Source organism: Rubrobacter sp. M3-4, from assembly GCF_059772285.1.
Genome location: NZ_JCBAJP010000009.1, coordinates 52,454 through 75,911, shown reverse-complemented (window position 1 = coordinate 75,911; position 23,458 = coordinate 52,454). Strand labels below are relative to the sequence as shown.

The following is a 23,458-nucleotide window of genomic DNA, read 5'->3' as shown; positions in this document are numbered from 1 at the left end:
CAGCGGCCCTGCCGCCGGCCTCCCGTCTATTGAAGCAGATTACACCGGCGGGGAGCGGGGCACAAACGCTCTAGCCGCGCCCGACCCCGTACTCGAGCCCGTCGACGAGCGCCTGCCAGCTCGCCTCGATGATGTTCTCTCCGACCCCGACCGCGCCCCAGACCCGCTTGCCGTCGGTCGAGTCGATCAGGACGCGCGTGGTGGCGGCGGTCGCCCGGTGCTCGTCCAGGATGCGCACCTTGTAGTTGGAGAGGTGTATGCCCGCGAGCTGCGGGTAGTGGGGCTCTATCGCCTGCCGCAGCGCCCGGTCGAGCGCGTTGACCGGCCCGTTGCCCTCGGCGGTCGAGATGACCCGCTCCCCGCCGACGCGGAGCTTTATCGTCGCCTCGACGGTGGTCTCCCCGTCGGCGCGCTTCTCGGAGATGATCCTGAAGCTCTCCAGCTCGAAGAGCGGCTCGTGCTTCCCGGAGGTCCGCTCTATGAGCAGGGCGAGCGAGGCGTCGGCGGCCTCGTAGTGGTACCCCGCGTGCTCCCGGCGTTTTATCTCGGCGAGAACCGCAGAGACGTCCCCAACCTCGAGCCCGAGCTCTTTCGCCTTCGCCCGCAGCGAGTTCTTCCCGGCCAGCTCCCCGACCGGTGTGCGCCTGCGGTTGCCGACCGCCTCGGGGGGGACGTGCTCGTAGGTCGAAGGATCCCGCGAGACGCCGTCCACGTGCAGCCCGCCCTTGTGCGCGAAGGCGCTGTGGCCCACGTATGGCCGGTGGGCGTCCGGGGTGAGGTTCATGACCTCCGAGACGAAGTTCGAGACCTCGGTGAGCCGGGACAGGTTCTCCGGCGGGAGCACCTCGAGCCCCATCTTGAGCTGCAGGTCGGCTATCGTGGTGATGAGGTCACAGTTGCCGCAGCGCTCCCCGACCCCGTTTATCGTGCCCTGCACCTGCGTCGCCCCGGCCTCGACCGCAAGTAGCGCGTTCGCCACCCCGCATCCGGCGTCGTTGTGGGTGTGGATGCCTATCTCGACGTCGGAAAACTCCTTTACGGTGCGCGATACGATCGCCTTTAGCTCGGTCGGGAGCGTCCCGCCGTTGGTGTCGCACAAGACGAGCGAGGAGGCCCCGGCCTCGGCCGCCGCCCGGAGCACCGAGAGCGCGTGTTCGGGATCGTCGCGGAACCCGTCGAAGTAGTGCTCGGCGTCGAAGATGACCTCCTTGCCCGCCTCGACGAGGTAGGAGACGGTGTCCCTGATCGCCTCCAGGTTCTCCTCCGGCGTGATCCCGAGCACCTTCTCCACGTGCAGCCGCCAGCTCTTGGCGACGATGCACGCCGCCGGGGCGGAGAGGCGCGGCAGGAGCGAGACCGCCGGGTCGTCCTTGGCCCGGCTGCTGGCCCGGCGGGTGCGGGTGAAGGCGACGAGCCTCGCGTTCTCGAGCTCTGCGGCGTCGAAGTTCTCGAAGAGCTCCAGGTCCTTGGGGTTCGAGGCGGGGAATCCGGCCTCTATGTAGTGGATGCCCAAAGAGTCCAGGACGCGCGCGATGCGCAGCTTGTCCTCGCTGGTGAGGCTCACCCCCTCGCGCTGGGTGCCGTCGCGCAGCGTCGTGTCGAAGAGCTTTATGCTCATCGTGCCACCGCCTGCTTCAGGTGCCGGATCACGGCCTCCTTCGCCTCCTGCGTCGTCGCCTGTCCGCCGAGATCGGACGTGAGCACGCCCTCCTCCATCGCGGAGCGGACCGCTCCCTCGATCGCCCCGGCCGCCTCGGGGCTGCCGAGCGAGTAGCGGAGCATCATCGCCGCCGAGAGGATCGTCGCGTAGGGGTTCGCCCTGCCGGTCCCGGCGATGTCCGGGGCCGAACCGTGCACCGGCTCGAAGAGCCCCGGCGAGCCCTCCTCGCCCAGGGAGGCGCTCGGGAGCATCCCCATCGATCCGGGCAGCACCGCCGCCTCGTCGGAGAGGATGTCGCCGAACATGTTCTCGGTCAGGATCACGTCGAAGCGGGAGGGCTCGCGCACCAGGAACATCGCCGCCGCGTCGACGAGCAGGTTGTCGAGCTCCACGTCCGGGTATTCCTTCGCGACCTCCGCGACCACCCGACGCCACATCCGGCTCGTGGCGAGCACGTTCGCCTTGTCGACCGAGGTCACGCGCCCCTTTCGCAGCCTCGCGGCCTCGAATGCGACCCGCGCGACCCGCTCGACCTCCTCCCGGCTGTAGAGGCACAGGTCGCTCGCCCTCTCGGTCCCCTCCTCTTTCTCGCCGAAGTAGATCCCGCCGGTCAGCTCCCGGACGATGAGGAGGTCCACCCCCTCGACCAGCTCCGGCTTGAGCGGCGAGGAGGACAGCAGGGAGGGGAGGGCCGAGACGGGCCTGAGGTTCGCGAAGACGCCGAGCTCCCGACGCAGCGCGAGGAGCCCCGCCTCCGGACGTACCTCGGCCCCGTCGAAGTCCGGGTGACCCACCGCGCCGAGCAGCACCGCGTCGGACTCGCGCGCCAGACGGGCGGTCTCTTCGGGCAGGGGCTCCCCGGACGAGCGGATCGCGGCCGCCCCGATCTCACCCTCCTCGAAGGCGAGCTCCAGGTCGAAGGCAGAGGATGCCGCCTCGAGCACCTCGCGGGCCGCCCCGACGACCTCGGGGCCTATCCCGTCCCCGGGCAGCAGCAGTACGCGCCTCACCTCGCCGCCCATTCCGCCCCCACCCGGCTCGCCGCGTGGACGTTGACCGCCCGCACGTACGCCTTCGCCGCGCCCTCGACCACGTCCTGCGAGAGCCCGCGGCCCGAGTACTCGGAGCCGTCGATCTCCACCGTGACCCGCACCTCGCCGAGGGCGTCCTTCCCGCCGGTCACGGCGTCTATCCGGAACTCCTTCAGGCGTCCCCGGATCCCGGTCGCCGCGTCTATCGCCCGGAAGACCGCGTCGACCGGCCCCTCGCCCTCGGCCTCGGCTTCGAAGATGCCCTCGTCCTCGTGCGAGATCTTCACCGCCGCCCGGCTCTGGCGCCCGGTGGCCGCGACGACCCGCATCGACTCCAGGACGAACTTGCCGGTGAAAGAGCCCACCTCGTCCGCCGCTATCGCCTCGAGGTCGGCGGCCGTGACGGTCTTCTTGTGGTCGGCGACCTCCTTGAAGCGCTCGAAGGCCCGCTTGAGCGCCTCACCCTCGAGTGTGTAGCCGAGCTCGGCGAGCGCCTCCTTGAGGGCGTGCCGACCGGAGTGCTTGCCGAGGAAGATGTTGTTCCCCTCGATCCCGATGTCCTGGGGTTTCATGATCTCGAAGGTCCTGCGGTCCTTGAGCACGCCGTCCTGGTGTATCCCCGACTCGTGCAGAAACGCGTTGCGCCCGACCACGGCCTTGTTCGGCGGCACCTCGTAACCTGTTATGTTCGAGACCATCCGGCTGGTGTTGGCGAGCTGGCGTGTCTCCACGCCGACCTCGACGCCGTAGTGGTCGCGCCGGGTCACGAGCGCCATCACCACCTCCTCGAGCGAGGTGTTGCCGGCCCGCTCCCCGATCCCGTTGACCGCGACTTCGACCTGCGTCGCCCCGGCCTCGACCCCGGCGAGCGAGTTGGCTACGGCCATCCCGAGGTCGTCGTGGCAGTGCACCGAGAGGACCCTCTCCTCGAGATGCGGTACCCGCCGCCTGAGCTCGGTGAGGAAGGTCGCGAACTCCGGCGGGGTGGTGTAGCCGACGGTGTCGGCGATGTTTATCACGTCGGCCCCGGCCTCCACGGCCGCCGCGACCACCTCGGAGAGGTAGCCGATGTCCGTGCGGGTGGCGTCCATCGGGGAGAACTCGACCTCGGGGCAGAGGGACTTCGCGAACGCGACGGCCTCGGCGGCGCGGCGCAGGATCTCCTCGCGACTCGAGCGCATCTGGTGCTCTATGTGCAGGTCGGAGGTTCCAACGAACGTGTGCACCCGCGGCCTCTCGGCCCACCGCACGGCCTCCCAGGCTCGCTCGATGTCCGCCTGATGGATGCGGGCGAGCCCGGCTATCACGGGGCCTCTGACCTCCGAGGCGATCCGGCTCACCGCCTCGAAATCCCCCTCCGAGGTGATGGGAAAGCCGGCCTCTATCACGTCTACCCTGAGACGCCCGAGCTGGTGGGCGATCTCTACCTTCTCCTCGACGGAGAGCGAGATCCCGGGCGACTGCTCGCCGTCCCTGAGGGTGGTGTCGAAGATCTGTATGCGGCGCATCTCTTTCGCCTCCTGCTCTTTCGCTGGATCATCCTTGGTTCCTGTCGGGGGCTCGTCGGTGGAGGGTGGCCGCCTGCGCCCCCTTCTTCGGGGTGCCCGGCCCTAGCGGCCGGGGCTGGTAATTCGCCCGGCGGCCACCCTGGTTAGTCGCCGTAGGATGTCGAAAGAGATGCCCAAGAAGTCTCCCTCTAGCGGTGGCCTCTCATCTGGCGGCCCCGTGCACGACCTCGACCGGCACGGTCCAGCCCTCGTACTCGGGCCACTCGCCCCGGGCGGCCCGGAAGTACATCTCCTGCAGCCTCTCCGCCACGGGGCCGACCCGTCCGCTCCCGATGGGGTGGTCGTCTATCTCGACGACCGGGGCTATCTGGAAGCCGGTGCCGGTGAAGAAGACCTCCTCCGCAGCGTAGAGCTCGGTGCGCCCGACGTCGCGCTCGACGACCGGCATCCCGAGCTCCTTCTCGGCGAGCTCCATCACCGCCGCCCGCGTTATCCCCTCCAGGATGTCCGCGGTGGGCGGCGGGGTGATGAGGTTCCCCTTGCGCACGAGGAAGATGTTCGCCGCGCTCGCCTCCGAGACGTAGCCGCTCTGGGTGAGGAAGATCGCCTCGTCGTATCCCGCCCGGTGGGCCGCGTCCACCGCGAGCGCCGTGTTGATGTACGAGCCGGTGGTCTTGGCGCGCGGCGGGATCGCGTTGTCCGAGACCCGCCTCCAGGAGGAGACGCAGCACCTGAGCCCGGTGAGCTCGACGTAGTTCGCCATCGGGGCCGTGAAGATCGAGAGCTCCGATGGCAGCGCGAGCTTCACCCCGATCGACTCCGCCGCCTTGTACGCCAGCGGCCTTATGTAGGTGTCCTCGCGCGGGGCGTTGCGCCGCAGGATCTCGAGCGTGATCTCGCAGAGCTCCTCTACCGTGTGACCGCAGTCTATGTGCAGCAGCTCGCAGGAGTTGAGGAAGCGCTCGTAGTGCTCGCGCAGCTTGAGGACCTGCAGCGTCCCCCGACTCTCGTTCCAGTAAGCCCGGATGCCCTCGAAGACCCCCGTGCCGTAGTTGAGCGCGTGGGTGGCGGGGGAGAGCCGGACTTCACCCAGGCGCACGAACTCCCCGCCGTGGTAGATCCACTGCTCGTCCGAGACCTCGAACCCTTTCCTGCTCATCCCTTCTCACCCCCCGGCGCCCCGGTTCCTTCGGCGGCGAGCGCTCTCAACTGTGCCCCCACCTTCTCGACCTGCGAGGCCGCCTCCCGCCGGCGCATCGCGAGGAAGCTCGGGGTGCCGGCCTGGTTCTCGAGCACCCACTGCTTGGCGAAGCGCCCGCTCTGGATGTCGGAGAGGATCTCGCGCATCCTCTCCTTCACCGACTCGTCTATGAGCCTCGGCCCCGCGGTGTAGTCGCCGTACTCGGCGGTGTTGGATATAGAATAGCGCATCCGGGCGAGCCCGCCCTCGTAGATGAGGTCGGTGATGAGCTTGAGCTCGTTGACACACTCGTAGTAGGCGAGCTCGGGCTGGTAGCCGGCCTCTACCAGCGTCTCGAAGCCGGCCTTGAGTAGCGCCGAGAGCCCGCCGCAGAGCACCGCCTGCTCCCCGAAGAGGTCGGTCTCGGTCTCCTCGGCGAAGGTGGTCTCCAAAACCCCGGCCCGCGCGCACCCGATGCCCTTGGCGTAGGAGAGTACGAGATCGCGTGCTGTCCCGCTCGCGTCGTTGGCGACGGCGAAGAGCGCCGGCAGGCCCTTGCCCTCGGTGTAGAGCTGCCTCAGGACGTGACCGGGGCCTTTGGGCGCGACGAGCCCGAGGTCCACCTCGGGCGGTACCGAGACCTGGTTGAAGTGTACGTTGAAGCCGTGGGCGAAGAGCATCAGGTTCCCCTCTTCGAGGTTCGGCGCGACCTCGCTCTCGAAGACCCTGGGCTGCTTCTCGTCGGGTAGCAGGATCATCACGACGTCCGCCCAGCGGGTCGCCTCGGCGACGGAGGCCACCTTGAGCCCGTCGGCCTCGGCCTTCTTCCAGCTTCCAGAGCCCTCGTACAGCCCGACGGTCACCTCGCAGCCGGAGTCTTTGAGGTTCAGCGCGTGGGCATGCCCCTGGCTTCCGTAGCCCAGGACCGCGATGCGGCGGCGCCTTATCTCGTCCCCGATGTCCCCTTCACGGTATACGCGAGCCATCTGTACCTCCTCCCGGCCGGACCAGCGGACCGACCCTCAACACGACCTCTCCTCCACTCTTCCTGTCCTTGAGCCAGGACTCGACGCTCTGCGGCGTCCCGCAGGCGAGAACCAGCTCCCCGCAACTCGTGTGGGTTATGCCCTCCGCTGCGGGGCCGATCCCGCCGGAAGCCACGACCACCTCCACGGTCTCCCCGGCTACCGTCGCCTCCTCGACGTCCTCGAGCCCCGAGAGCAGCACGGCGTAGCGACGGGCCGCCTCCTCTCCGCAACCCAAAGAGAGCGCGGCGTGCGTCCTGCCCTCCCCGTCGCGGGCGAGGGTGAGGCTCTCCAGCGGCATCCTCTTGCCGGTTATCGTCGTGATAAGCCGCGAGATCGGGTAGACCCCGGCGGCGAGCCGGACCTCGAGGACGGTCTCTTCCTCAGGAGGCGTCATCTTCCTCGATCATCTCGGCGACGCTCATGCCGGCGGGGATCATCGGGTAGACGTTGGCCTCGGGGTCTATGTGGAAGTCGAGCACCACGCAACCTTCCTGTTCCTGCGCCCACCGGACGGCCTCCTCGACGTCGTCCCCCTCGCGCACCGTCCTGCCGGCGATGCCGTAGGCCCGGGCGAGGTGCTCGTAGTCGGGGCCGGTGATAGGGGTCTCCGAGTAGCGGCGGTCGTGGAAGAACTCCTGCCACTGGCGCACCATGCCGAGGTAGCCGTTGTTCATGATGGCGACCTTGATGTCGAGCCCGAGGTCGCGGATGGTCGCGAGCTCCTGCAGGTTCATCTGGAAGCCGCCGTCTCCGGCGACGACCCACACCGGCTCGCCGGGGCAGCCGAGCGCCACCCCCATCGCCGCCGGAAGCGCGAACCCCATCGTCCCGAGCCCCCCGCTCGTTATGTGGCTGTTGTGTCGGGTGAACTCGAAGAAACGGGCGGCCCACATCTGGTGCTGGCCCACGTCGGTGACGAGCCGCACCTCCTCCCCGGCGGCCCGCTTTATGGCGCGCAGGATCCTGATCGGCCCGAACTTTTCGCTGGCCTCCTCCTCCCGCGCCCTCTCCGGCCGCTGGCTCTCTTCTATCTCCTCGCGCCAGCGCGCCCGCTCGCGGAACCTCTCGTCGGGGATCTCGCGCAGGTGCGAGAGGACGCCGCGCAGCGCGAGCTTCGCGTCGGCGGTGATGCCCACCGTGGGCCTTATGACCTTGCCCATCTCCGAAGGGTCTATGTCGACGTGGACGACCTTCGCGTTCGGCGCGAATCGCTTCGGGTCGCCCGTGATCCTGTCGTCGAAGCGCATCCCCACCGCGAACAGCAGATCCGCGCGGTCTATCGCCCGGTTGACGCTCGCCGCCCCGTGCATCCCGGGCCACCCGATGTAGAGCGGATGGTCCTCGGGGATGGCGCTGATCCCGAGCAGGGTCGTCACGACCGGGGCGCCGGTGCGCTCGGCGAGCAGCATCAGCTCCCTCTCCGCCCCGGAGAGGATGACGCCGTGCCCGGCCAGGATGATCGGCCGGCGGGCGTTGCGCAGCAGGAGCGCGGCGGCCTCGAGCGCGGGCTCCGTGATCGGCGGCGGCGCCTCACGCAGTCGGCGGTACCAGTTGCCGCCCCCGCAGGTGGCGAGCTGCACGTCCTTCGGCACGTCGACCAGGACCGGCCCGGGCCGCCCGGAGCGGGCTATGGCGAAGGCCCGCCGGATCGTCTCGTAGAGCTCTTCGGGCTCCTCGACCAGAAAGCAGTGCTTGGTGAAGGGCATCGCCATGCCCATCACGTTGGTCTCCTGGAAGGAGTCCTTGCCCATCGCTCCCCGGCCGACCTGCCCGGTTATCGCCACCACCGGCACCGAGTCCATCTGCGCCGTCGCGAGCCCTGTGACCAGGTTGGTCGCCCCGGGGCCGCTGGTCGCCACGCACACCCCGACCCTCCCCGTCGCCCGCGCGTAGCCGTCGGCAGCGTGCGCGGCGGCCTGCTCGTGACGCACCAGCACGTGCCTGAGCGGGTACTCGGGGAGCGCGTCGTAGAACGGCATGATCGCCCCGCCCGGGTACCCGAAGAGATGCTCGACCCCCTCGTCGAGCAGCGCCTCACACATCGCCTCGCTGCCGGTGCGGGGCCTGTACTCTATCTGATGGGCGGTATTCTCCACGGTGCTCCTGTTCTCTTTCGTTTTCTCGGCCTTGCTCGTTGGTTTTGGGAACCCTTCGGCCGGAGGATGGAGCAGGGTGCTCCCCGCCGGCTCTCTAGGCGGACCGGAGGACGCCGCTCCGGCCCGCCCGGCTAATTAGTCGTAGGACGGACGGAGCGGACACCGTGGATACTCGAGGATGGATGGGCGGGGCGAGCCAGAAGACGGAGGCGGGCCTGTACCCCTCCGCCGCCTGCAACCTTTGAAGCGTTTCGCTCAAAGTATCCCTTCGCTCGCCTGCAACCTTACCGTAAAACTGTGCGAAGGATAGAACAGCTTGTAGCAGTTTGTCAAGCGGATGGGGTGAACTTCGGAAGATTGGAGATGGCCGGGCGGGGGAGGGGTGCGTCCCGGCCACCTTCTGGGCGTAATGTTACGGCGTGGCGGGGCTTTTCACATCCCCCGACCGGAGGATATTCTGGAGTTCGGGACCCACCGGACAGCCCTCATCCTACGGCACGGGTTCGAGCACGGGGGAGCCTACCTCGCCCGGGGGTTCCACCCGGGCTCCGGCGAGGTCCACCTCCAGCGCCCACGCTCGTGCTTCGACGCCCCTTTTGCCGAAGGCCGCGCGCATCGCGGAGGCCACCCGCACGGCCACCTCCTCCGGGACGAAGGCTATGACGGTCGGTCCCGAGCCGGAGAGGGAGGCGCCGTAGGCCCCGGCTTCGAGGGCGGCTTCGATGACCTCCTCGAGCCCCGGGATGAGGTGCGCGCGGTAGGGCTGGTGCAGCCGGTCCTGCATCGCGACCCGCAACAGATGGTACTCTCCGGTGGCGAGCGCCCCGAGCAGCAGCCCGGAGCGCCCGACGTTGAAGACCGCGTCGCGGTGGGGGACCTTCTCCGGGAGGGCCCGCCGGGCGGCGGTCGTCGAGACGGTGAAATCGGGCACCGCGACGGCCGCCCGGAGGCCTTCGGGCTCGAGCCGGACGCTCTTTATCCCCTCCGGGGTGAGGGTGCCGATGACGAGCCCGCCGAGCAGCGCGGGTGCGGCGTTGTCCGGGTGACCGTCGAGCTCGCAGACCAGGTTCAGGAGGTCCGGGGCGGCGAGCGCCCGCCCGAGCAGGTCGTTCGCCGCCACCGCTCCCCCGACGAGCGCCGCGGCGCTCCCGCCGAGCCCCCGCGAGGGCGGGATGTCGTTGTGCTGCACGAGGTGGAAGTGCAGCTCGGCCTCGTCGGCCATCTCGGCGACGAAGCGGGCCGCGCGATAGGCCGGGTGCTCGGGGCCCTGCGGGATCATCCGCGCCCCCTCCCCGTGCACCTCGACGACCGGCTCGGGGGAGATGTCCAGGCTGATCCTGGTGCCCAAAGAGAGCGCGAGCCCCACGGCGTCGAAGGCCGGGCCCAGGTTGGCCGAGGTCGCGGGTACCCGGACCGAGATCACGCGAGCACCCTCCCCACGCGCCGGACGACGGCCTCGAAGCTCGCCGCCACGGGCTCCGGGAGCCGCGCCCGTTCGACCACCGCCTGCGGGTCCTTGAGGCCGTGACCGGTCAGCACGCAGACGACGGTCCCCTCCGGGGCGCGTCCCTCCCGGGCCAGCTTGAGGAGGCCCGCCACCCCCGCCGCCGAGGCCGGCTCGCAGAAGACGCCCTCCTCGCGGGCGACGAGGTTCTGGGCAGAGAGGATCTCCTCGTCCGTGACGCTCTCGATCGACCCTCCGGACTCCCGCGCCGCCGCGAGCGCCCCCTCCCGGCTCGCGGGGGAGCCGATCCTGATCGCGCTCGCCACCGTCTCCGGGTTCTCGACGTCGTGCCCCAGGACGAGCGGGGCCGCTCCGGCAGCCTGGAAGCCGAGCATCCTCGGGGTCTTCTCCGCCCGGCCCGCCTCGCGCCACTCGACGAAGCCCTTCCAGTAGGCGGTGATGTTGCCTGCGTTCCCGACCGGAAGCGCGAGCGCGTCCGGCACCCGGCCCAGCGCCCGCGCGATCTCGAAGGCCGCCGTCTTCTGACCCTCGATGCGGTCGGGGTTCACCGAGTTGACCAGCGCGATCTCCTCCACCTCCTGCGCGAGGCGGCGGCAGATGGCGAGCGCCGCGTCGAAGTTCCCTTCGATCTGGATGATCCGTGCCCCGTGCGCCAGGATCTGGACGGACTTGCCCGAGGCTATCTTCCCGGCCGGGACGACGACGAAGCACGCCATGCCCGCCCTCCCCGCGTAGGCCGCCGCGGAGGCCGCCGTGTTGCCCGTCGAGGCGCAGACGCAGGCCTCTCTCCCGGCTGCCTTCGCCCGGCTCATCGCCACGGTCATCCCGCGGTCCTTGAACGAACCCGTCGGGTTAGCACCCTCGAACTTGAGGTAGACCTCCGCTCCGACCCGCTCCGAGAGACGCGGCGCCGGAACCAGGGGGGTCTCCCCCTCGCCCAGCGTGACCACCGCTTCGTCCGGTATCTCCGGCAGCCACCCGCGCCACGCGGCGATCACGCCGCCTCTTCTGTCGGATTCTCTCTCGATGCTCAAGCGTTCCCCGCCTTTCCGAGATGGGATCTCACGCAGCCGCTCACCGGGGTGCCCCGAGGAGACATCGTCCGGGGCCCGTGGTGGTTCGCGGCCGGTGGGGGGCGGGAAACATACGACCGGGAAAGTAGCATACCGGGAGAACCCCTTTCAAGGTGTGCCGGGGCTGCGAGAGACCCGCTCGTGCGCTAGCATGGGCGGCCATGGAGGTGTACGGGTGAAGGGCATAATCCTGGCCGGGGGATCGGGGACGAGGCTCTACCCGCTGACCCACGTCGTCAGCAAGCAGCTTCTGCCGGTCTACGACAAGCCTCTCGTCTATTATCCTCTCAGTACGCTGATGCTCGCAGGGATAAGGGAGATCCTCGTGATCTCGACCCCGCAGGACCTGCCGCGCTTCCGCCAGCTCCTCGGGGACGGCTCGCAGTGGGGCATCACGCTCAGCTACGCCGAGCAGCCCCGTCCGGAGGGGCTCGCGCAGGCGTTCATCATCGGGCGCGGGTTCGTCGGGGACGGGCCGGTCGCGCTCATCCTCGGAGACAACATCTTCTACGGGCAGGGTTTCGGGAGCACGCTGCGCGAGGCGGCCTCGAGGGAGGAGGGGGCGACCGTCTTCGGCTACTACGTGCGCGACCCGGAACGCTACGGGGTGATCGAATTCGACGAGGAGCGGCGGGTGGTGAGCATCGAGGAGAAGCCGGAGAGGCCCCGCTCGCACTACGCGGTGACCGGGCTCTACTTCTACGACAACCAGGTCCTGGACATCGCCGCGAACCTGAAGCCCTCGGCGCGGGGGGAGCTTGAGATCACCGACGTCAACGTCGAGTACCTCAGGCGCGGGCAGCTCAGGGTCGAGCTCTTGGGTCGGGGGATGGCGTGGCTGGATACCGGCACCCACGAGACGCTGCAGCAGGCGACGAACTTCATCGAGACCATCGAGCACCGGCAGGGGCTGAAGATCGGCTGCCCGGAGGAGGTGGCCTACCGCATGGGGTACATATCCGCGGAGGATCTCGTCCGGCTGGCCGAACCCATGAGGAAGAACAGCTACGGGCGCTACCTGCTCGACATAGCCGGGGAGGAACCTCTCGCGTGAGGGTCGTGGAGACGCCGCTTCCGGGCGTGCTGATAGTCGAACCCGATGTCTTCGGGGACGAGCGCGGGTTCTTCATGGAGACCTGGAACCGCCGCCGCTACGAGGAGGCTGGCCTGCCGGGCGTCTTCGTCCAGGACAACCTCTCCTTCTCGCGCCGCGGCGTGCTGCGCGGGCTGCACTACCAGAACCCGGACCAGCAGGGCAAGCTGGTCTACGTCCTTACCGGGGAGGTCTTCGACGTGGCGGTGGACATCCGCCGGGGCTCGCCGCACTTCGGGCGCTGGACCGGGGTGGTGCTCTCCTCGGAGAACAGGCGCCAGCTCTGGGTGCCGGAGGGCTTCGCCCACGGTTTCGTGGTGCTGAGCGAGACGGCGCTCTTCGCGTACAAGTGCACCGCACCCTACAACCGGGAGGCCGAGGGCTCCGTTCTCTGGAACGACCCGGAGATCGGGATAGACTGGCCCCTCGAAGACCCCATCCTCTCCGAGAAAGACGCCGCTGCTCCGCCGCTCTCCGGCGTTCCCGCGGGGAGGCTGCCCGTCTACTCGCCCTGAGGCCGGAGCGTACCCGCCAGCCGCACCCCCGCCCGGGCGCACAGCCCGAGCAGGACGAGCAGGTCGTAGATCCCGAAGGGACCGTGCGGGCCGTGCTTGCGGTGGTAGAGGAAGGCGCTCTTGTGCAGCCTCAGGATCGCGCGGGTCCTGTCGCCGCTGCTCGCCCCGGTGTGGTGGACGACCTGCACCCGGGGCAGGTAGAAGACCTTCCAGCCCGCCTGACGGGCGCGGCGGCAGAGGTCGGCGTCCTCGAAGTACATGAAGAACCGTTCGTCGAAGCCCCCCAGCTCCTCCAGTACCTCCCGCCTCGCCGCCAGGCAGGCCCCGGAGACCCAGTCGACCGCGACCGGGGCCCCGGGCTCCCCGGCTGCCGGGAACATCCGCCGCACGAGGCGGCTTTTGGGAAACGCACGGGTCAGGAGGGAGGTGCGACCGAGGAGCCCGGAGGCGAGGTTCACCTCCCGGCGGGCCGAGAGCTGCAGGGCGCCCGTGCCGTCGACGATCCTGGGCCCCGCGACCCCGGCCTGCGGGGCACCGCAGAAGAACTCACCGAGGCGCTCGAAGAAGTCCCGCTCGACGATGACGTCGGGGTTCACGAACACCACGATCTCGCCGCTCGAGGTGCGGAGGCCCCGGTTGCAGGCGCGGGCGAAGCCGAGGTTCTCGGGGTTTCGCAGGAGGCGTACCCCTTCCGGGAGTTCCGGTGGCTCCTCGCGGTCGTTGTCCACCACTACGATCTCCGGGTCCCCCGCCCCGAGCAGGCTCTCGACGCACCGCAGGGTGTGCGGCCAGGAGGCGTAGTTGACGATCACCGCCGAGAACCTCATCCGCCGATCCTCGGCAACACCCGGTCCTTCGCCCGGCGCAGCAGGCTCCTGCGAGCCTCCCGCGAGGATGCCTCGAGCAACCTTTCCACGTACTCCACCTCCACCCGGCGCAGTTTCTGCACCCTGCGGCGCTTGCGCAGCATCGCGGGGACCATCGCGGGCACCTCCGAGAGCCCGGCCAGGTGCGCCGGCAGGGTCCCCGTGGCCGCGGAGGTCGCGAGACGGAGCATCTGCCCGGCGAGGAATGCGGGCAGGATCGCGGGGACGAGCGGTGCCGGCAGGTCCTTCACGAGCAGCAGGATGCTGTTGCGGGTGCCCAGGCGGGTCGCGGTCGGGCTGCGTCCCCCGCCGCTCGAGGCCCCGCCGGCGTGATAGACCACGGCGTCCGGCACGTAGAGGCAGCGGTAGCCGGCGAGCTGCGCCCGGAACGAGAGGTCTCCGTCCTCGCAGTAGGCGAAGAAGTCCTCGTCGAAGAGCCCTACATCCTCGAGCATCCTGCGGCGGTAGAGGGCGGCGGCGGCGCACGCCCCGAAGACGTAGCGTTTTACGGAGTACTGCCCGCGGTCCACCTCGCCGTGGCCGACGCGGTAGGGGAGCCCGCTCGCGCGCAGCGCATCCCCCGCGCCGTCGAGGACGCGGCGGTCGTGGAGCGAGAGCATCCTGCTCGCGAACATCCCCGCCTCCGGGTGGGCGTCGGAGGCTGCGACGAGCGCCGAGAGCCATCCGACGTCCTGCTCGGTGTCGCTGTTGAGCAGGGCGACGAGCTCCGAATCCGTGGCCTCGATGCCGGCGTTCGCCGCCCCGGAGAACCCCCGGTTCTCACCGAGGGCCACCACCCGCGCCTCCGGAAAATCCTGCTCCACCATCTCAACCGAGCCGTCGGTGGAGCCGCTGTCGACGACCACCACCTCGAAGTCCCGGAAACTCTGGCGGCTCAGCGAGGCCAGGCAGGCCCGCAAGAAGCCGCGGGTGTTCCAGCTCGGGACCACGACCGAAACCCTGGGCATCGTCCTCTAAGAGGCGCCGCGGCGGGCCAGGCTGTGGACGGCCACCTCGGTCGGCAGGTGGAAGAGGCCCGGGATCTGACGTCGCTCCTGCGGTTTCCCGACCTCGAAGACCGCCGCGACGTCCACCCAATCCAGGAAGACGTGCCCCCCCGCGGGCGGGGAGACGAAGGCGCCCACGCTGTAGAGCCCCGGTCTCAGAGCAGGCTGGAAGGAGAAGTCCGCGATGAGGCGCTCCTCCTTTGTTTTGGGCCCGATCTTCCGCCCCTCGAGCGCGGTGGAGGTCGAGAAGACGTCGAGGCCGCTGTTGTTGCGCAGCGTGATCCCGACCGCGCTCGCCGGCACCGGCTGCTCGTACTCCACGTGCACCCGGACCGTCACACGCTCCTCCGGGCTCACCTCCTCAGTAGGCCGGCCCTGTTCGTCCAGGACCTCGACGTGTGAGATCCTCGCTTCCCCTGTGCCGTGGCGCAGGCGCTTCGCCCGGCGGGCGAGATCCGGGTTCTCCTTGAAGGTCGGGGCGAAGTCGTTCTCTTCCTCCTGGAGCTGATACCCGTTCTGCGCCCCGCCCTTCTCCGAGGCCCGGATGCTCGCCAGCAGCGCCTGGTAGCGGTCCGCCACCTCCGCTACGTCCCCGGAGGCGATCATCCTGCCCTCGTGCAGCAGCACCCCCTTCTCGCAGAAGTCCTTTATCTGGGAGGTGCTGTGCGAGACGAAGAGGATGGTCGTCCCCCGGTCGCGCAGCTCGCGCATCTTCTGCAGCCCCTTCGCCCGGAAGAGGGCGTCGCCGACCGAGAGGCTCTCGTCGACGATCAGGATGTCCGGCTCGACGTTGACCGCGACCGCGAAACCCAGCCGCGAGCGCATGCCGCTCGAGTAGTTCTTCACCGGCTGGTCCATGAAATCTCCGAGGTCGGCGAACTCCTCGATCTCGTCGAAGCGCTCTAGCATCTTCTTGCGGTCTATGCCGAGGATGAGGCCGGTGAGCATCACGTTCTCCCGGCCGGTGAACTGCGGGTTGATCCCGGCGCCTATCTGCAGGAGCACGATCTGACCGTTGGTCTCAACCGTGCCGGTGGTCGGTTGCAGAATGCCGGCGACGATCTCGAGCATGGTGCTCTTGCCGGCCCCGTTGCGCCCCAGGACGCCCAGGGAGGTGCCGGCCTCCACGTCGAGGTTTATGTCCCTGAGCGCCCAGAAGTCCTGGCTGTAGCGCAGCCTGCCGAAGGTGATCGCCTCGAGGATGCGCTCGCGCTGCCTCGGGTAGATCCGGAAGCTCTTGGAGACGTTCCTGAGTCTTACAGCCAGGCTCATATCAGGTCGGGGAAGCGGTGCTTGGCGCGGACGAAGAGCATCAGGCCTCCGGCGAACAGGAGGATCGAGAACACCGTGAACCCGAGCGTCGGAATCGCGCCGGGGAGGGTGTGGGAGATTATGAGGTCCCGGTAGGCCTCGACGAAGTAGGCTATCGGGTTGAGCGAGACTATGTAGTGAAATACGCCCTTTGCTTTGTCGGCCGGCCAGATCACCGGGGTGACGAAGAACGAGGCCCTGACGATCGAGCGCACCGTCTCCTTGATGTCCGGCAGATACGCCCCTATCACCGAGAACAGGTAGCTCAGCCCCAGGATGAACAGGAGCTGTATGACGAAGATTGCCGGCAGCAGCGCTATCGTCCAGCCCGGCGGGTGCCCGAAGGCGACCAGGAGGGCGAGGAGCACCACCAGCTCGAAGAGGCGCTCGGCGAGCGTAGAGGTGGCCGAGACGAACGGCAGTATCTCGGTCGGGAAGACCATCTTCTTCACCAGCATCGAGTTGCTCTGGATGATGCCGGTGGCCGAGTTGAGCGTGTTGGCGTACATCTGGTAGGGGATGAGCCCGCAGTAGAGGTAGAGCCCGAAGTTGAGCGAAGGGTCCCCCGCGACCGGGTGGAAACGAAACCCGAGGATCTTCGAGAAGACTATGGTGTAGAGGGCTATCAGGAGCAGCGGCCCGAGGAACGCCCAGGCGAACCCGAGCACCGACCCCCGGTAGGACTTTGAGACGTCGCGCTGGATCATGTACCAGAGCAGCCAGCGGCGCTGGTAGAGCGTGCGCAGCGCCTCGAAGGTCGAGCGGAGCGCCTTCGGGGGTTCTTTCAATGTCTCCGCGGCGAACAACGCAAGCCACCTGCCCTGTGATGGTCCGTTCTCCGAACCCGGCTAGTTTAACGCAAGCCATCGGGGGCGACCAAGGGCGTTGTTTGCCCTCTCCGCCTGAGGGGTATGGTGCACAGCACATGGATACCGGAGCACGAAAATCTTGGAAAGATGATGCAGTAGCCGGAGGGCCGGGTTCCGGCGGGGAGTGCGAGGCGGCCGCCGGGTACCCGCGGTCCGGGGAGGTGAGGTGAGGGTGAGGGGCAGGCTGAAACCCGTGGAGGTCGTCAAGCAGACCCTCAAGGAGGTCAACGAGGACCACGTGATGGCCTTCGCGGGCAACCTGACCTACAGGATCTTCTTCGCGCTGTTCCCGTTCTTCGTCTTCCTGCTCTCCCTGCTCGGCATATTCGGGGCGGAGAACCTGGTGAACACCCTGATCAGGAACCTCTCCGGCGTGATGCCCGCCTCGGCGACCCAGCTCATAAAGACCCAGCTCCTCTCGATAGCGCGGAGCAGGGCGAGCGGGGCGTTCACCTTCGGAGCCATCGTCTCGGTGCTTCTGGCCCTGTGGGGCGTCTCCGGCGCCTTTCGCTCGGTGATGGAGGCGATGAACGTGATGTACGAGGTGGAGGAGAACCGCCCCTTCTGGAAGGTCTACGGGATATCGATCTTCATCTCGCTCGCCGTGATAGTCCTTCTGGTGGTGTCGCTCGGCATCGTGGTCTTCGGGGCCTCCGTGGGAGGTGGGCTCGCGGGGGTGGTCGGTTTGAGCGGGGTGTTTCGTACGGTATGGGCCGTGATCCAATGGCCGATACTCGCCGGCTTCGTGCTCTTCGCCTTCGCGCTCGTCTACTATTACGCCCCGGCCGTGACGCAGAGGTGGCGTTGGATCAGCCCGGGAGCGGTGGTGGCGCTCCTTTTCTGGGTGGGGTTCTCGCTCCTTTTCTCCGTTTACGTCTCGACCTTCGGCTCATACAATGCGACCTACGGGTCCTTCGCCGGGATCATAATCCTCCTGCTCTACATCTACTACTCGACGGTCATCCTGCTCGTGGGGGCGGAACTCAACCAGGTCATAGAGGAGCGCATCCCGGAGGGCAAGGACGAGGGCGAGAGAGAGCCCACGGACGAGCTGCGAAGCGAGGCTGATAACCCAAAAGAGGAGAAGACATGAGCCAGGAGCGAGCGCACCGTGACCGTCCGCGGGCAGATGCTGCGACCAGCGGGGTCGAGGCGGATGCGGCCCGGCTCCTCGAGGCGATCTACGACATAGCGGGCGGGCGCCCGAACGTCCCGGTCCCGCTCGGCGGAGAGGGTGTGCCGCGGGAGGAGGGGGCGGCGACGCGCGCCGGGTTCGACCCCACCTCGCCGGCGTGCGCCGTCGCCGTGAGGTATCTGCTCAACAAGGGATACATCGGCCGGCCCGAGGGAGTGCCGCGCGGGTCCTACGTGCTGGGCGCGCCAGGGGCGGAAGAAGTGAGCAGGCGCAGGGGCGAGAACGTACCTCGGGAGGAGGGTCACGCGATGAGCGAGAAGATGCAGCGGAGGCTGGTCACCATTCTGGCTATGGGGTTGGCGATGGGCCTCAGCCGTCCGGTGAACCGCTACATAGAGCGTCGGATCCCCGAGAGACGGGGCATCAAAGACGACCTCACCGAGGCCGTGCTGCAGGGGGCCGTCAGGATGACCGCCCTCTTCGGGGCCTCGGTCATCGTGCGCCGGATCGCCCGGCGCCGCCGCGGATTCTGAGCGCTGTGATCCAGGCGCCACCTGCAACCGTTCCAACAAAAACAGATCATGTTGTTTGCTCCGGGGCCCTGGACGGGATATATAGAGGTTGGAAGGCTCGTTTCCCTGGGAGAGGCTTCATAGAAGGGCCTGGGTGCGATAGGAGGTAGCAGGGTACCTTGCTGAAGGAGAAGACTCTGATCTCAGAGCGCTACGAGATCGAACGCTACCTCGGGGGCGGAGGGATGGGCGAGGTGTACGCCGCTCGCGACCACCTCCTCGATCGCCGGGTGGCGGTCAAGGTTCTCAAGGAACCCTACTCGAGGGATCCCAGCTTCGTGGCCCGCTTCCGGCAGGAGGCCCTTGCGGCCGCTTCCCTCGATCACCCGGGTGTGGTGGAGATATACGATGCTCCCCGAGAGGGTGGGCTCCCGTGCATCGTAATGGAGTACGTGGGAGGCGGTACGCTCAGGGATCTCGTCCTGCGCCGGGGTCGCCTGGAATGGCGCGAGGCGGCCAGGATCGCCGCCGGGGTGGCCCGGGCGCTCGCGGCGGCCCATGCGCAGGGTGTCATCCATCGCGACGTAAAGCCGCAGAACGTACTGCTCACACCCTCCGGGGCCCCCAAGCTCGCCGACTTCGGCATCGCCCGGGCGGCGGACGCCACGCGGGTGACGGCGCCGGGGACCATCCTGGGCTCGGTCTACTACATCTCGCCGGAACAGGCCCTCGGAGAGCAGACCGGTCCCAAGAGCGACCTCTACTCTCTTGGCGTCACGCTCTACGAGATGCTCACCGGCGGGGTGCCTTTCGAGGCGGAGAACCCGATAGCGGTCGCTATGATGCACCTCAGGGAGCACGTGACCCCGCCCTCCTCGAAGAACCCCGCGGTCCCCGCAGAGCTCGACGTCATCCTGGATCGTCTCCTGTCGAAGGACCCCGCCGGGCGGCATCCGGACGCCGGAACGCTGGCCGCGGAGCTGGAGGAACTCGTCGAGTCCGGGGGGCGTTCAGGACACAGGCACCGTGCCATCGTCGGCAGGGTGGGGACGGCGCGCAGGCGTCATGGTGCCCATCGCCGTCCCGGTCGGAGGAGCCTGCGCAACGGCGCGGCCGCCTTCCTGACGCTCGTGGCCCTCACGGGCCTCACCGGGTGGTGGGCCGTGGCGGGGCCTGGCAACGCCGGGAGCGGGAGCGGAGTCCGGGCTGCCGCGAAGCCGACCGCTCCCCAGGTGGCTTCTTTCGAGACCTCCGGGCGGGCGCATCACGGCGGCACGGACTCGTCCGGGAAGGGTTCTGCCCGGGCGGCCGCCTCGTCCTCGGCCAGGACCGTGGCGCAGCGTACGGAGGCGAGTTCTGCGCGAGCCACCGGCGCGATCGCTCCTGTCTCGTCCTCTCCTGCACAGCGACAGGGTCGGGGCTCCGACTCTGTCGGCAGCTCACGGGAGACGAAGCGGCCTGCCACTTCGTTCGGGTCTGCTTCTTCTCAGATGGGGAACCAGAGCTCCGGTCACGCGGCTACCCCGGTCTCCTCCGGGGCGGGACAGTCCGTTTCGTCGCCGGGGGCGGCCTCTCAACTGGTCAAGGTGCCCAACCTCCCGAACGTCGAACGGATAATCCGCCAGAGCACCAGCGTGCAGAGGAACTCTTTTTCCTCCCAACAGACTCGTACGCTGGTGAATTCTTCTTCTCAGAAGAGCTCGGCCGGCGGCATGACGGGCGGCGCGCCTTAAGAGAGCGACAGTAACTCCCAGCGCTCGTGTCCCCGGCGCTCACTGGCCCCGAGAGGCTGCCCCGGGATAGAATCTCCTGGACACAGGAGGAGGCTTCGGAACACGGAGGAGTGGCCGTGGGCCGCGAGTACATCCATCAGAGCCGGGGATACCGACTCGGGACTGGTTGCTGCCTGGTGCGCATCTACCGTGGAGATCCCGGTGACGCCCCGGTGGTCCTCTTCGAGGACCTACCCCTCGACCAGCGCTTCGAAGCCGCGGAAAATACCGGCTGCCTCGCCGCGGAGATCATGGAAGAGCTCATGCCCGACGATCTCCCAAGACTCCCCCGGCCGGTGCTCTGGATCGAACACCGCCCCGCCCGCAGACGCGGTCCCGGACGATACTTCCTGCTCACCTTCTCCACCCGCCGCCCCCGTCCCGCGGGTCCCGGCTTCGTCCGCCGCCTCACCCTCGGAGAGCCCTCCCGCGAACCGCTCACCCCGGAAGAGGTCGCCATCCTGACCGGGGAGCCCGACCCGGGGGCTACCGCCGGCTCCTGAGCAGCGAGATCAGGGCGTCTCGCGGGATGATCTGCACCTCCATGCCACCCTCCAGCCGCTCCGGAGGAGGGCTCAGGGCCACGTACCTGACCTCCTCGTCCTGAAATTCGAGTATTTCGAGGAGCCTGCGGGCCGAGACCTCCTCGGGGCGCCAGTCCCTCCCGAACTCTCCGGTGGAGTCGAGAAACTCCTGCGCCTCTTCGACGGAAGAGAAGAGCGGCACCGCCTCGCCGTCCTCGAGCACGATGGCCAGAAGTTCGTCTTCGCCTTCCGGCCCGCCGACGATCACGACGTGCGACGCCGCCTCCATCGCGGCCCGGCGGTGTCTCTAGGACGTGGCGGGCTCCGCCCCCGGAGGCGGGGTGATCCCGATGCCCGGTCCCTCGGGTGTGTCCACCTTGTCGAGCGTGGCGCCGTCGAGCGCCTCGCTCACGGTGCCGGAGATGTGCAGCAGGCTCTCGCCCTCGTGTTCGACGACCTGATCGTCGCCGCGCGGTTCGCCGGCGGAGAGCCCGATCTGGGTCTGGCCGGTCTCGGGGTCGGATACCGGGTCGAGGCGCAGCACCGTACCCTCGGGGTGCTCTATCTCGCGGAAGAGCGCCTTCGCTTCCTCGGTCACCGTGATCATTGTGTTCCTCCTTCCGCCGCAGGCCCTGACCAGGACTCCGGCAGGAGCTTTCAACTCTGTATGAGCCTACCAGTTTTGGGAGATATTCAAACCCAAGAGCAGGAAATGTCTCTGTAGGACGGCCTCCCCATCGGAGAAATCTTCTTCCCCCTCAGGAGGAGAGCAGCTCCTCGAGCCTCTCTTCGTCTATCACCTCGACCCCGAGCCGGCGGGCGCGCTCCAGCTTGGATCCGGGTTCCTCACCCACGACCAGGTAGTCCGTGTTGCCGCTCACCGAGGAGGTCACGGTGCCGCCGGCCCTCTCGATGCGCTCTGCGACCTCGCTGCGCGGCCGGCTCAGGGCCCCGGTTATGACGAGGCGCTTGCCCGCGAGCGGGCCCCCGGCGGGCTGCCGCTCGACGGAGCCGAAGTCGAGGCCGAGCTTCATCAGCCGCTCGATGAGGGCGCGGTTGTCCTCGCGCTCGAAGTACTCGATGACGGATCTCGCAACGACTTCGCCGACGCCTTCTATCCCGGCGAGCTGCTCCACGCTGACCCCCTTCAGAAGGTCTTCACCGCTGAAACGCTCCGCGATGAGCCGTGCGGTCGCCGAGCCCACGTGCCGGATGCCGAGAGCGTAGAGCACCCGGTCGAAGGGCCTCTCCTTGCTTTTCTCTATCGCCCGGATCAGGTTCTGCGCGCTCTTCTCCCCGAAGCCTTCGAGCGGAACGAGCTGCTCGGCTTCGAGCTCGTAGATGTCGGCCGGGTCCCGGACCAGACCCAGATCGAAGAACTTCGTGGCGAGCTTCTCGCCGAGGCCCTCTATGTCCATCGCGTCCTTCGAGGCCCAGTGGATGATGTGCTCGAGCGCCTGCGCCGGGCAGCGGGCGTTGACGCAGCGGGTTATGGCCTCCCCCTCGGGGCGAAAGACCGGCTCGCCGCAGACCGGGCACTCCTTCGGCATCTCGAAGGGATGCTCGTCGCCGTCGCGGTCTTCGACCACGGGCCGGACGACCTGCGGGATCACATCCCCCGCCCGCTCGACGATGACGGTGTCCCCGACGAGGATGCCTTTCTCCTTTATGTAGTCCTCGTTGTGCAGCGTGGCGCGCGAGATCGTCACGCCGCCGATGCTCACCGGCTCGAGCTCGGCCTGCGGCGTGAGCGCGCCGGTGCGTCCGACGTGGACGAAGATCCTCTTCAACTTCGTCCTGCCGGCGAGAGGCTCGAACTTGTACGCTATCGCCCAGCGCGGGGCCTTCTGCACGTTGCCCAAAGCACGCTGCTGCTCGAAGGAGTCGACCTTCACGACCACGCCGTCGGCCTGGAAATCCAGCGACTCCCTCTCCTTCGCCCATCGCTCGCACTCCGAGACGACCGACTCTATGTCCTCGTGGAGCGTGTACGGGTTGACGCGGAGCCCGTAGCTCTTGAGCGCTTCGAGCGAGGAGGAATGGCTCTCGTAGTTCTCCGCCCCTTCGCCGATGCCGTAGAGGAAGATCGTGAGCGGCCGGGAGGCCGTGACCTTCGGGTCGAGCTGGCGGATGGAGCCGGCGGCGGCGTTGCGCGGGTTGGCGAAGGGACGCCTGCCCTCGGCCTCCTGGCGGCGGTTCAGTTCCTCGAAGTCTTTGATGGGGATGTACACCTCTCCCCGGGGTTCCAGGACCGGCGGCGGGTCGTCGGAGAGCCGGATGGGGATCGAACGCACCGTGCGCAGGTTGGCCGTGACGTCCTCGCCGACGAACCCGTTGCCGCGGGTCGCGCCGCGCACGTAGCGCCCGTTCTCGTAGCGCAGCGAGACCGCGAGCCCGTCTATCTTGAGTTCGGTGACGTAGCGCAACCTCTCCGCGTCTTCGCCGAGCATCCTGCGGATGCGCGCGTCCCACTCGTAGAGCTCCCCGGCCGAGCGGGCGTTCTGCAGCGAGAGCATCGGCACCTCGTGGCGGACCTCCTCGAACTCCTCCAGCGGTTCGGCCCCGACCCGCTGGGTCGGGGAGTCGGGGGTGATGAGCTCGGGGTGGGCCGCCTCCAGCTCCTCGAGCTCGCGGTAGAGCGCGTCGTACTCGGCGTCGGAGATCTCCGGGTCGTCCTCGACGTAGTAGCGCCGGTTGTGGTGGCGGATCTTCTCCCGCAGTTCCTCTAGCTTCCGCCGGATGTCTTCGTTCTGGTCGCCCACGCAGGGGATTATACGGGTACGGGCCCTCGCTCCCAAGCCGTCAGGACTGGC

21 protein-coding genes and 1 pseudogene are annotated in these 23,458 nt (G+C 68.4%); 6 read left to right on the top strand and 16 right to left on the bottom strand.

Translation table 11 applies throughout. The features are described 5' to 3' along the window. Window positions 1-70: 70 nt before the first annotated feature. The 9 genes and pseudogenes from cimA to thrC all read right to left on the bottom strand — a co-directional run bounded on the left by cimA (window position 71) and on the right by thrC (window position 11,002). Window positions 71-1,618: a citramalate synthase gene (gene cimA, locus AC6EKW_RS11175; protein WP_498514416.1), complete on the bottom strand. Its 1,548-nt coding sequence runs from the start codon at window positions 1,616-1,618 to the stop codon at window positions 71-73. Beyond that, window positions 1,615-2,670, bottom strand: a complete 1,056-nt coding sequence (gene leuB / locus AC6EKW_RS11170; RefSeq protein ID WP_498514415.1) for a 3-isopropylmalate dehydrogenase — start codon at window positions 2,668-2,670, stop codon at window positions 1,615-1,617. Before leuB ends, cimA begins: the two co-directional genes overlap by 4 nt. Next, a pseudogene (locus AC6EKW_RS11165) lies at window positions 2,667-4,205 on the bottom strand (2-isopropylmalate synthase); the annotation flags it as partial. The pseudogene AC6EKW_RS11165 and the gene leuB, both read right to left, overlap by 4 nt. A 196-nt stretch (window positions 4,206-4,401) precedes the next feature. Further along, window positions 4,402-5,358, bottom strand: coding sequence for a branched-chain amino acid transaminase (locus AC6EKW_RS11160; RefSeq protein WP_498514414.1), 957 nt, complete (start codon window positions 5,356-5,358; stop codon window positions 4,402-4,404). Beyond that, window positions 5,355-6,365, bottom strand: a complete 1,011-nt coding sequence (ilvC, locus tag AC6EKW_RS11155) for a ketol-acid reductoisomerase (protein WP_273843440.1) — start codon at window positions 6,363-6,365, stop codon at window positions 5,355-5,357. Before ilvC ends, AC6EKW_RS11160 begins: the two co-directional genes overlap by 4 nt. Continuing rightward, complete coding sequence (locus AC6EKW_RS11150) at window positions 6,346-6,801, bottom strand: hypothetical protein (protein WP_498514413.1); 456 nt, start codon at window positions 6,799-6,801, stop codon at window positions 6,346-6,348. The genes ilvC and AC6EKW_RS11150 overlap by 20 nt, the downstream gene beginning before the upstream one ends. Further along, a complete protein-coding gene (gene ilvB / locus AC6EKW_RS11145; protein WP_273843437.1) occupies window positions 6,788-8,503 on the bottom strand; it encodes a biosynthetic-type acetolactate synthase large subunit in 1,716 nt (571 codons plus the stop codon). Before ilvB ends, AC6EKW_RS11150 begins: the two co-directional genes overlap by 14 nt. A 490-nt stretch (window positions 8,504-8,993) precedes the next feature. Further along, the gene (thrB, locus tag AC6EKW_RS11140; protein WP_498514412.1) at window positions 8,994-9,926 is read right to left on the bottom strand and encodes a homoserine kinase; all 933 of its coding nucleotides are present in this window, start codon (window positions 9,924-9,926) and stop codon (window positions 8,994-8,996) included. Then, window positions 9,923-11,002: a threonine synthase gene (thrC, locus tag AC6EKW_RS11135; protein WP_273886659.1), complete on the bottom strand. Its 1,080-nt coding sequence runs from the start codon at window positions 11,000-11,002 to the stop codon at window positions 9,923-9,925. Before thrC ends, thrB begins: the two co-directional genes overlap by 4 nt. Before the next feature lie 214 nt (window positions 11,003-11,216). On the opposite strand from thrC, the gene rfbA reads away from it, so the two are divergent. Beyond that, window positions 11,217-12,095, top strand: coding sequence for a glucose-1-phosphate thymidylyltransferase RfbA (gene rfbA, locus AC6EKW_RS11130; RefSeq protein WP_273843430.1), 879 nt, complete (start codon window positions 11,217-11,219; stop codon window positions 12,093-12,095). Further along, window positions 12,092-12,649, top strand: coding sequence for a dTDP-4-dehydrorhamnose 3,5-epimerase (rfbC, locus tag AC6EKW_RS11125; protein WP_273886660.1), 558 nt, complete (start codon window positions 12,092-12,094; stop codon window positions 12,647-12,649). Before rfbA ends, rfbC begins: the two co-directional genes overlap by 4 nt. On the opposite strand, the gene AC6EKW_RS11120 is transcribed toward rfbC, so the two are convergent. Genes AC6EKW_RS11120 through AC6EKW_RS11105 form a run of 4 tightly spaced genes read right to left on the bottom strand, consistent with a single transcriptional unit; the run spans window position 12,637 to window position 16,621 of the window. Beyond that, window positions 12,637-13,476 (bottom strand): glycosyltransferase family 2 protein, encoded by an 840-nt coding sequence (locus AC6EKW_RS11120; RefSeq protein WP_273886661.1) that lies wholly within the window; start codon window positions 13,474-13,476, stop codon window positions 12,637-12,639. The genes rfbC and AC6EKW_RS11120 overlap by 13 nt on opposite strands. Next, a complete protein-coding gene (locus AC6EKW_RS11115; protein WP_273886662.1) occupies window positions 13,473-14,483 on the bottom strand; it encodes a glycosyltransferase family 2 protein in 1,011 nt (336 codons plus the stop codon). The genes AC6EKW_RS11120 and AC6EKW_RS11115 overlap by 4 nt, the downstream gene beginning before the upstream one ends. 6 nt (window positions 14,484-14,489) lie before the next feature. Next, window positions 14,490-15,794 carry an ABC transporter ATP-binding protein gene (locus tag AC6EKW_RS11110; protein ID WP_273886663.1) on the bottom strand — a complete coding sequence of 435 codons (1,305 nt, stop codon included), beginning with the start codon at window positions 15,792-15,794 and terminating at the stop codon, window positions 14,490-14,492. Next, entirely contained in the window at window positions 15,791-16,621 is an 831-nt protein-coding gene (locus AC6EKW_RS11105; RefSeq protein WP_273886664.1) for an ABC transporter permease, read from the bottom strand. The genes AC6EKW_RS11110 and AC6EKW_RS11105 overlap by 4 nt, the downstream gene beginning before the upstream one ends. A 247-nt stretch (window positions 16,622-16,868) precedes the next feature. Between AC6EKW_RS11105 and AC6EKW_RS11100 the strand changes: the two genes are divergently transcribed. From AC6EKW_RS11100 to AC6EKW_RS11085, 4 genes are all read left to right on the top strand, one after another. After that, entirely contained in the window at window positions 16,869-17,795 is a 927-nt protein-coding gene (locus AC6EKW_RS11100) for a YihY/virulence factor BrkB family protein (protein WP_273886665.1), read from the top strand. Further along, window positions 17,792-18,370, top strand: a complete 579-nt coding sequence (locus tag AC6EKW_RS11095; protein ID WP_273886666.1) for a hypothetical protein — start codon at window positions 17,792-17,794, stop codon at window positions 18,368-18,370. The genes AC6EKW_RS11100 and AC6EKW_RS11095 overlap by 4 nt, the downstream gene beginning before the upstream one ends. Before the next feature lie 158 nt (window positions 18,371-18,528). Continuing rightward, complete coding sequence (locus tag AC6EKW_RS11090; RefSeq protein WP_498514411.1) at window positions 18,529-20,082, top strand: protein kinase domain-containing protein; 1,554 nt, start codon at window positions 18,529-18,531, stop codon at window positions 20,080-20,082. A 116-nt stretch (window positions 20,083-20,198) separates the two neighbouring features. Further along, window positions 20,199-20,624, top strand: a complete 426-nt coding sequence (locus AC6EKW_RS11085) for a hypothetical protein (RefSeq protein WP_498514410.1) — start codon at window positions 20,199-20,201, stop codon at window positions 20,622-20,624. Here the strand turns inward: AC6EKW_RS11085 and AC6EKW_RS11080 are convergent. From AC6EKW_RS11080 to ligA, 3 genes are all read right to left on the bottom strand, one after another. Continuing rightward, window positions 20,608-20,934 (bottom strand): hypothetical protein, encoded by a 327-nt coding sequence (locus tag AC6EKW_RS11080; RefSeq protein WP_273886669.1) that lies wholly within the window; start codon window positions 20,932-20,934, stop codon window positions 20,608-20,610. The two genes, AC6EKW_RS11085 and AC6EKW_RS11080, sit on opposite strands and share 17 nt — an antisense overlap. Before the next feature lie 18 nt (window positions 20,935-20,952). Further along, window positions 20,953-21,252, bottom strand: coding sequence for a hypothetical protein (locus tag AC6EKW_RS11075; RefSeq protein WP_273886670.1), 300 nt, complete (start codon window positions 21,250-21,252; stop codon window positions 20,953-20,955). Between the two features lie 151 nt (window positions 21,253-21,403). Further along, window positions 21,404-23,407, bottom strand: coding sequence for an NAD-dependent DNA ligase LigA (gene ligA / locus AC6EKW_RS11070; RefSeq protein ID WP_498514409.1), 2,004 nt, complete (start codon window positions 23,405-23,407; stop codon window positions 21,404-21,406). Between the last annotated feature and the right edge of the window lie 51 nt (window positions 23,408-23,458).

Coding starts and splice junctions, on each gene's coding strand:
- cimA (WP_498514416.1), bottom strand. CDS start 1,618: ATGAGCATAAAGCTCTTCGACACGACGCTGCGCGACGGCACCCAGCGC.
- AC6EKW_RS11160 (WP_498514414.1), bottom strand. CDS start 5,358: ATGAGCAGGAAAGGGTTCGAGGTCTCGGACGAGCAGTGGATCTACCAC.
- ilvC (WP_273843440.1), bottom strand. CDS start 6,365: ATGGCTCGCGTATACCGTGAAGGGGACATCGGGGACGAGATAAGGCGC.
- AC6EKW_RS11150 (WP_498514413.1), bottom strand. CDS start 6,801: ATGACGCCTCCTGAGGAAGAGACCGTCCTCGAGGTCCGGCTCGCCGCC.
- AC6EKW_RS11120 (WP_273886661.1), bottom strand. CDS start 13,476: ATGAGGTTCTCGGCGGTGATCGTCAACTACGCCTCCTGGCCGCACACC.
- AC6EKW_RS11115 (WP_273886662.1), bottom strand. CDS start 14,483: ATGCCCAGGGTTTCGGTCGTGGTCCCGAGCTGGAACACCCGCGGCTTC.
- AC6EKW_RS11110 (WP_273886663.1), bottom strand. CDS start 15,794: ATGAGCCTGGCTGTAAGACTCAGGAACGTCTCCAAGAGCTTCCGGATC.
- AC6EKW_RS11095 (WP_273886666.1), top strand. CDS start 17,792: ATGAGCCAGGAGCGAGCGCACCGTGACCGTCCGCGGGCAGATGCTGCG.
- AC6EKW_RS11080 (WP_273886669.1), bottom strand. CDS start 20,934: ATGGAGGCGGCGTCGCACGTCGTGATCGTCGGCGGGCCGGAAGGCGAA.
- AC6EKW_RS11075 (WP_273886670.1), bottom strand. CDS start 21,252: ATGATCACGGTGACCGAGGAAGCGAAGGCGCTCTTCCGCGAGATAGAG.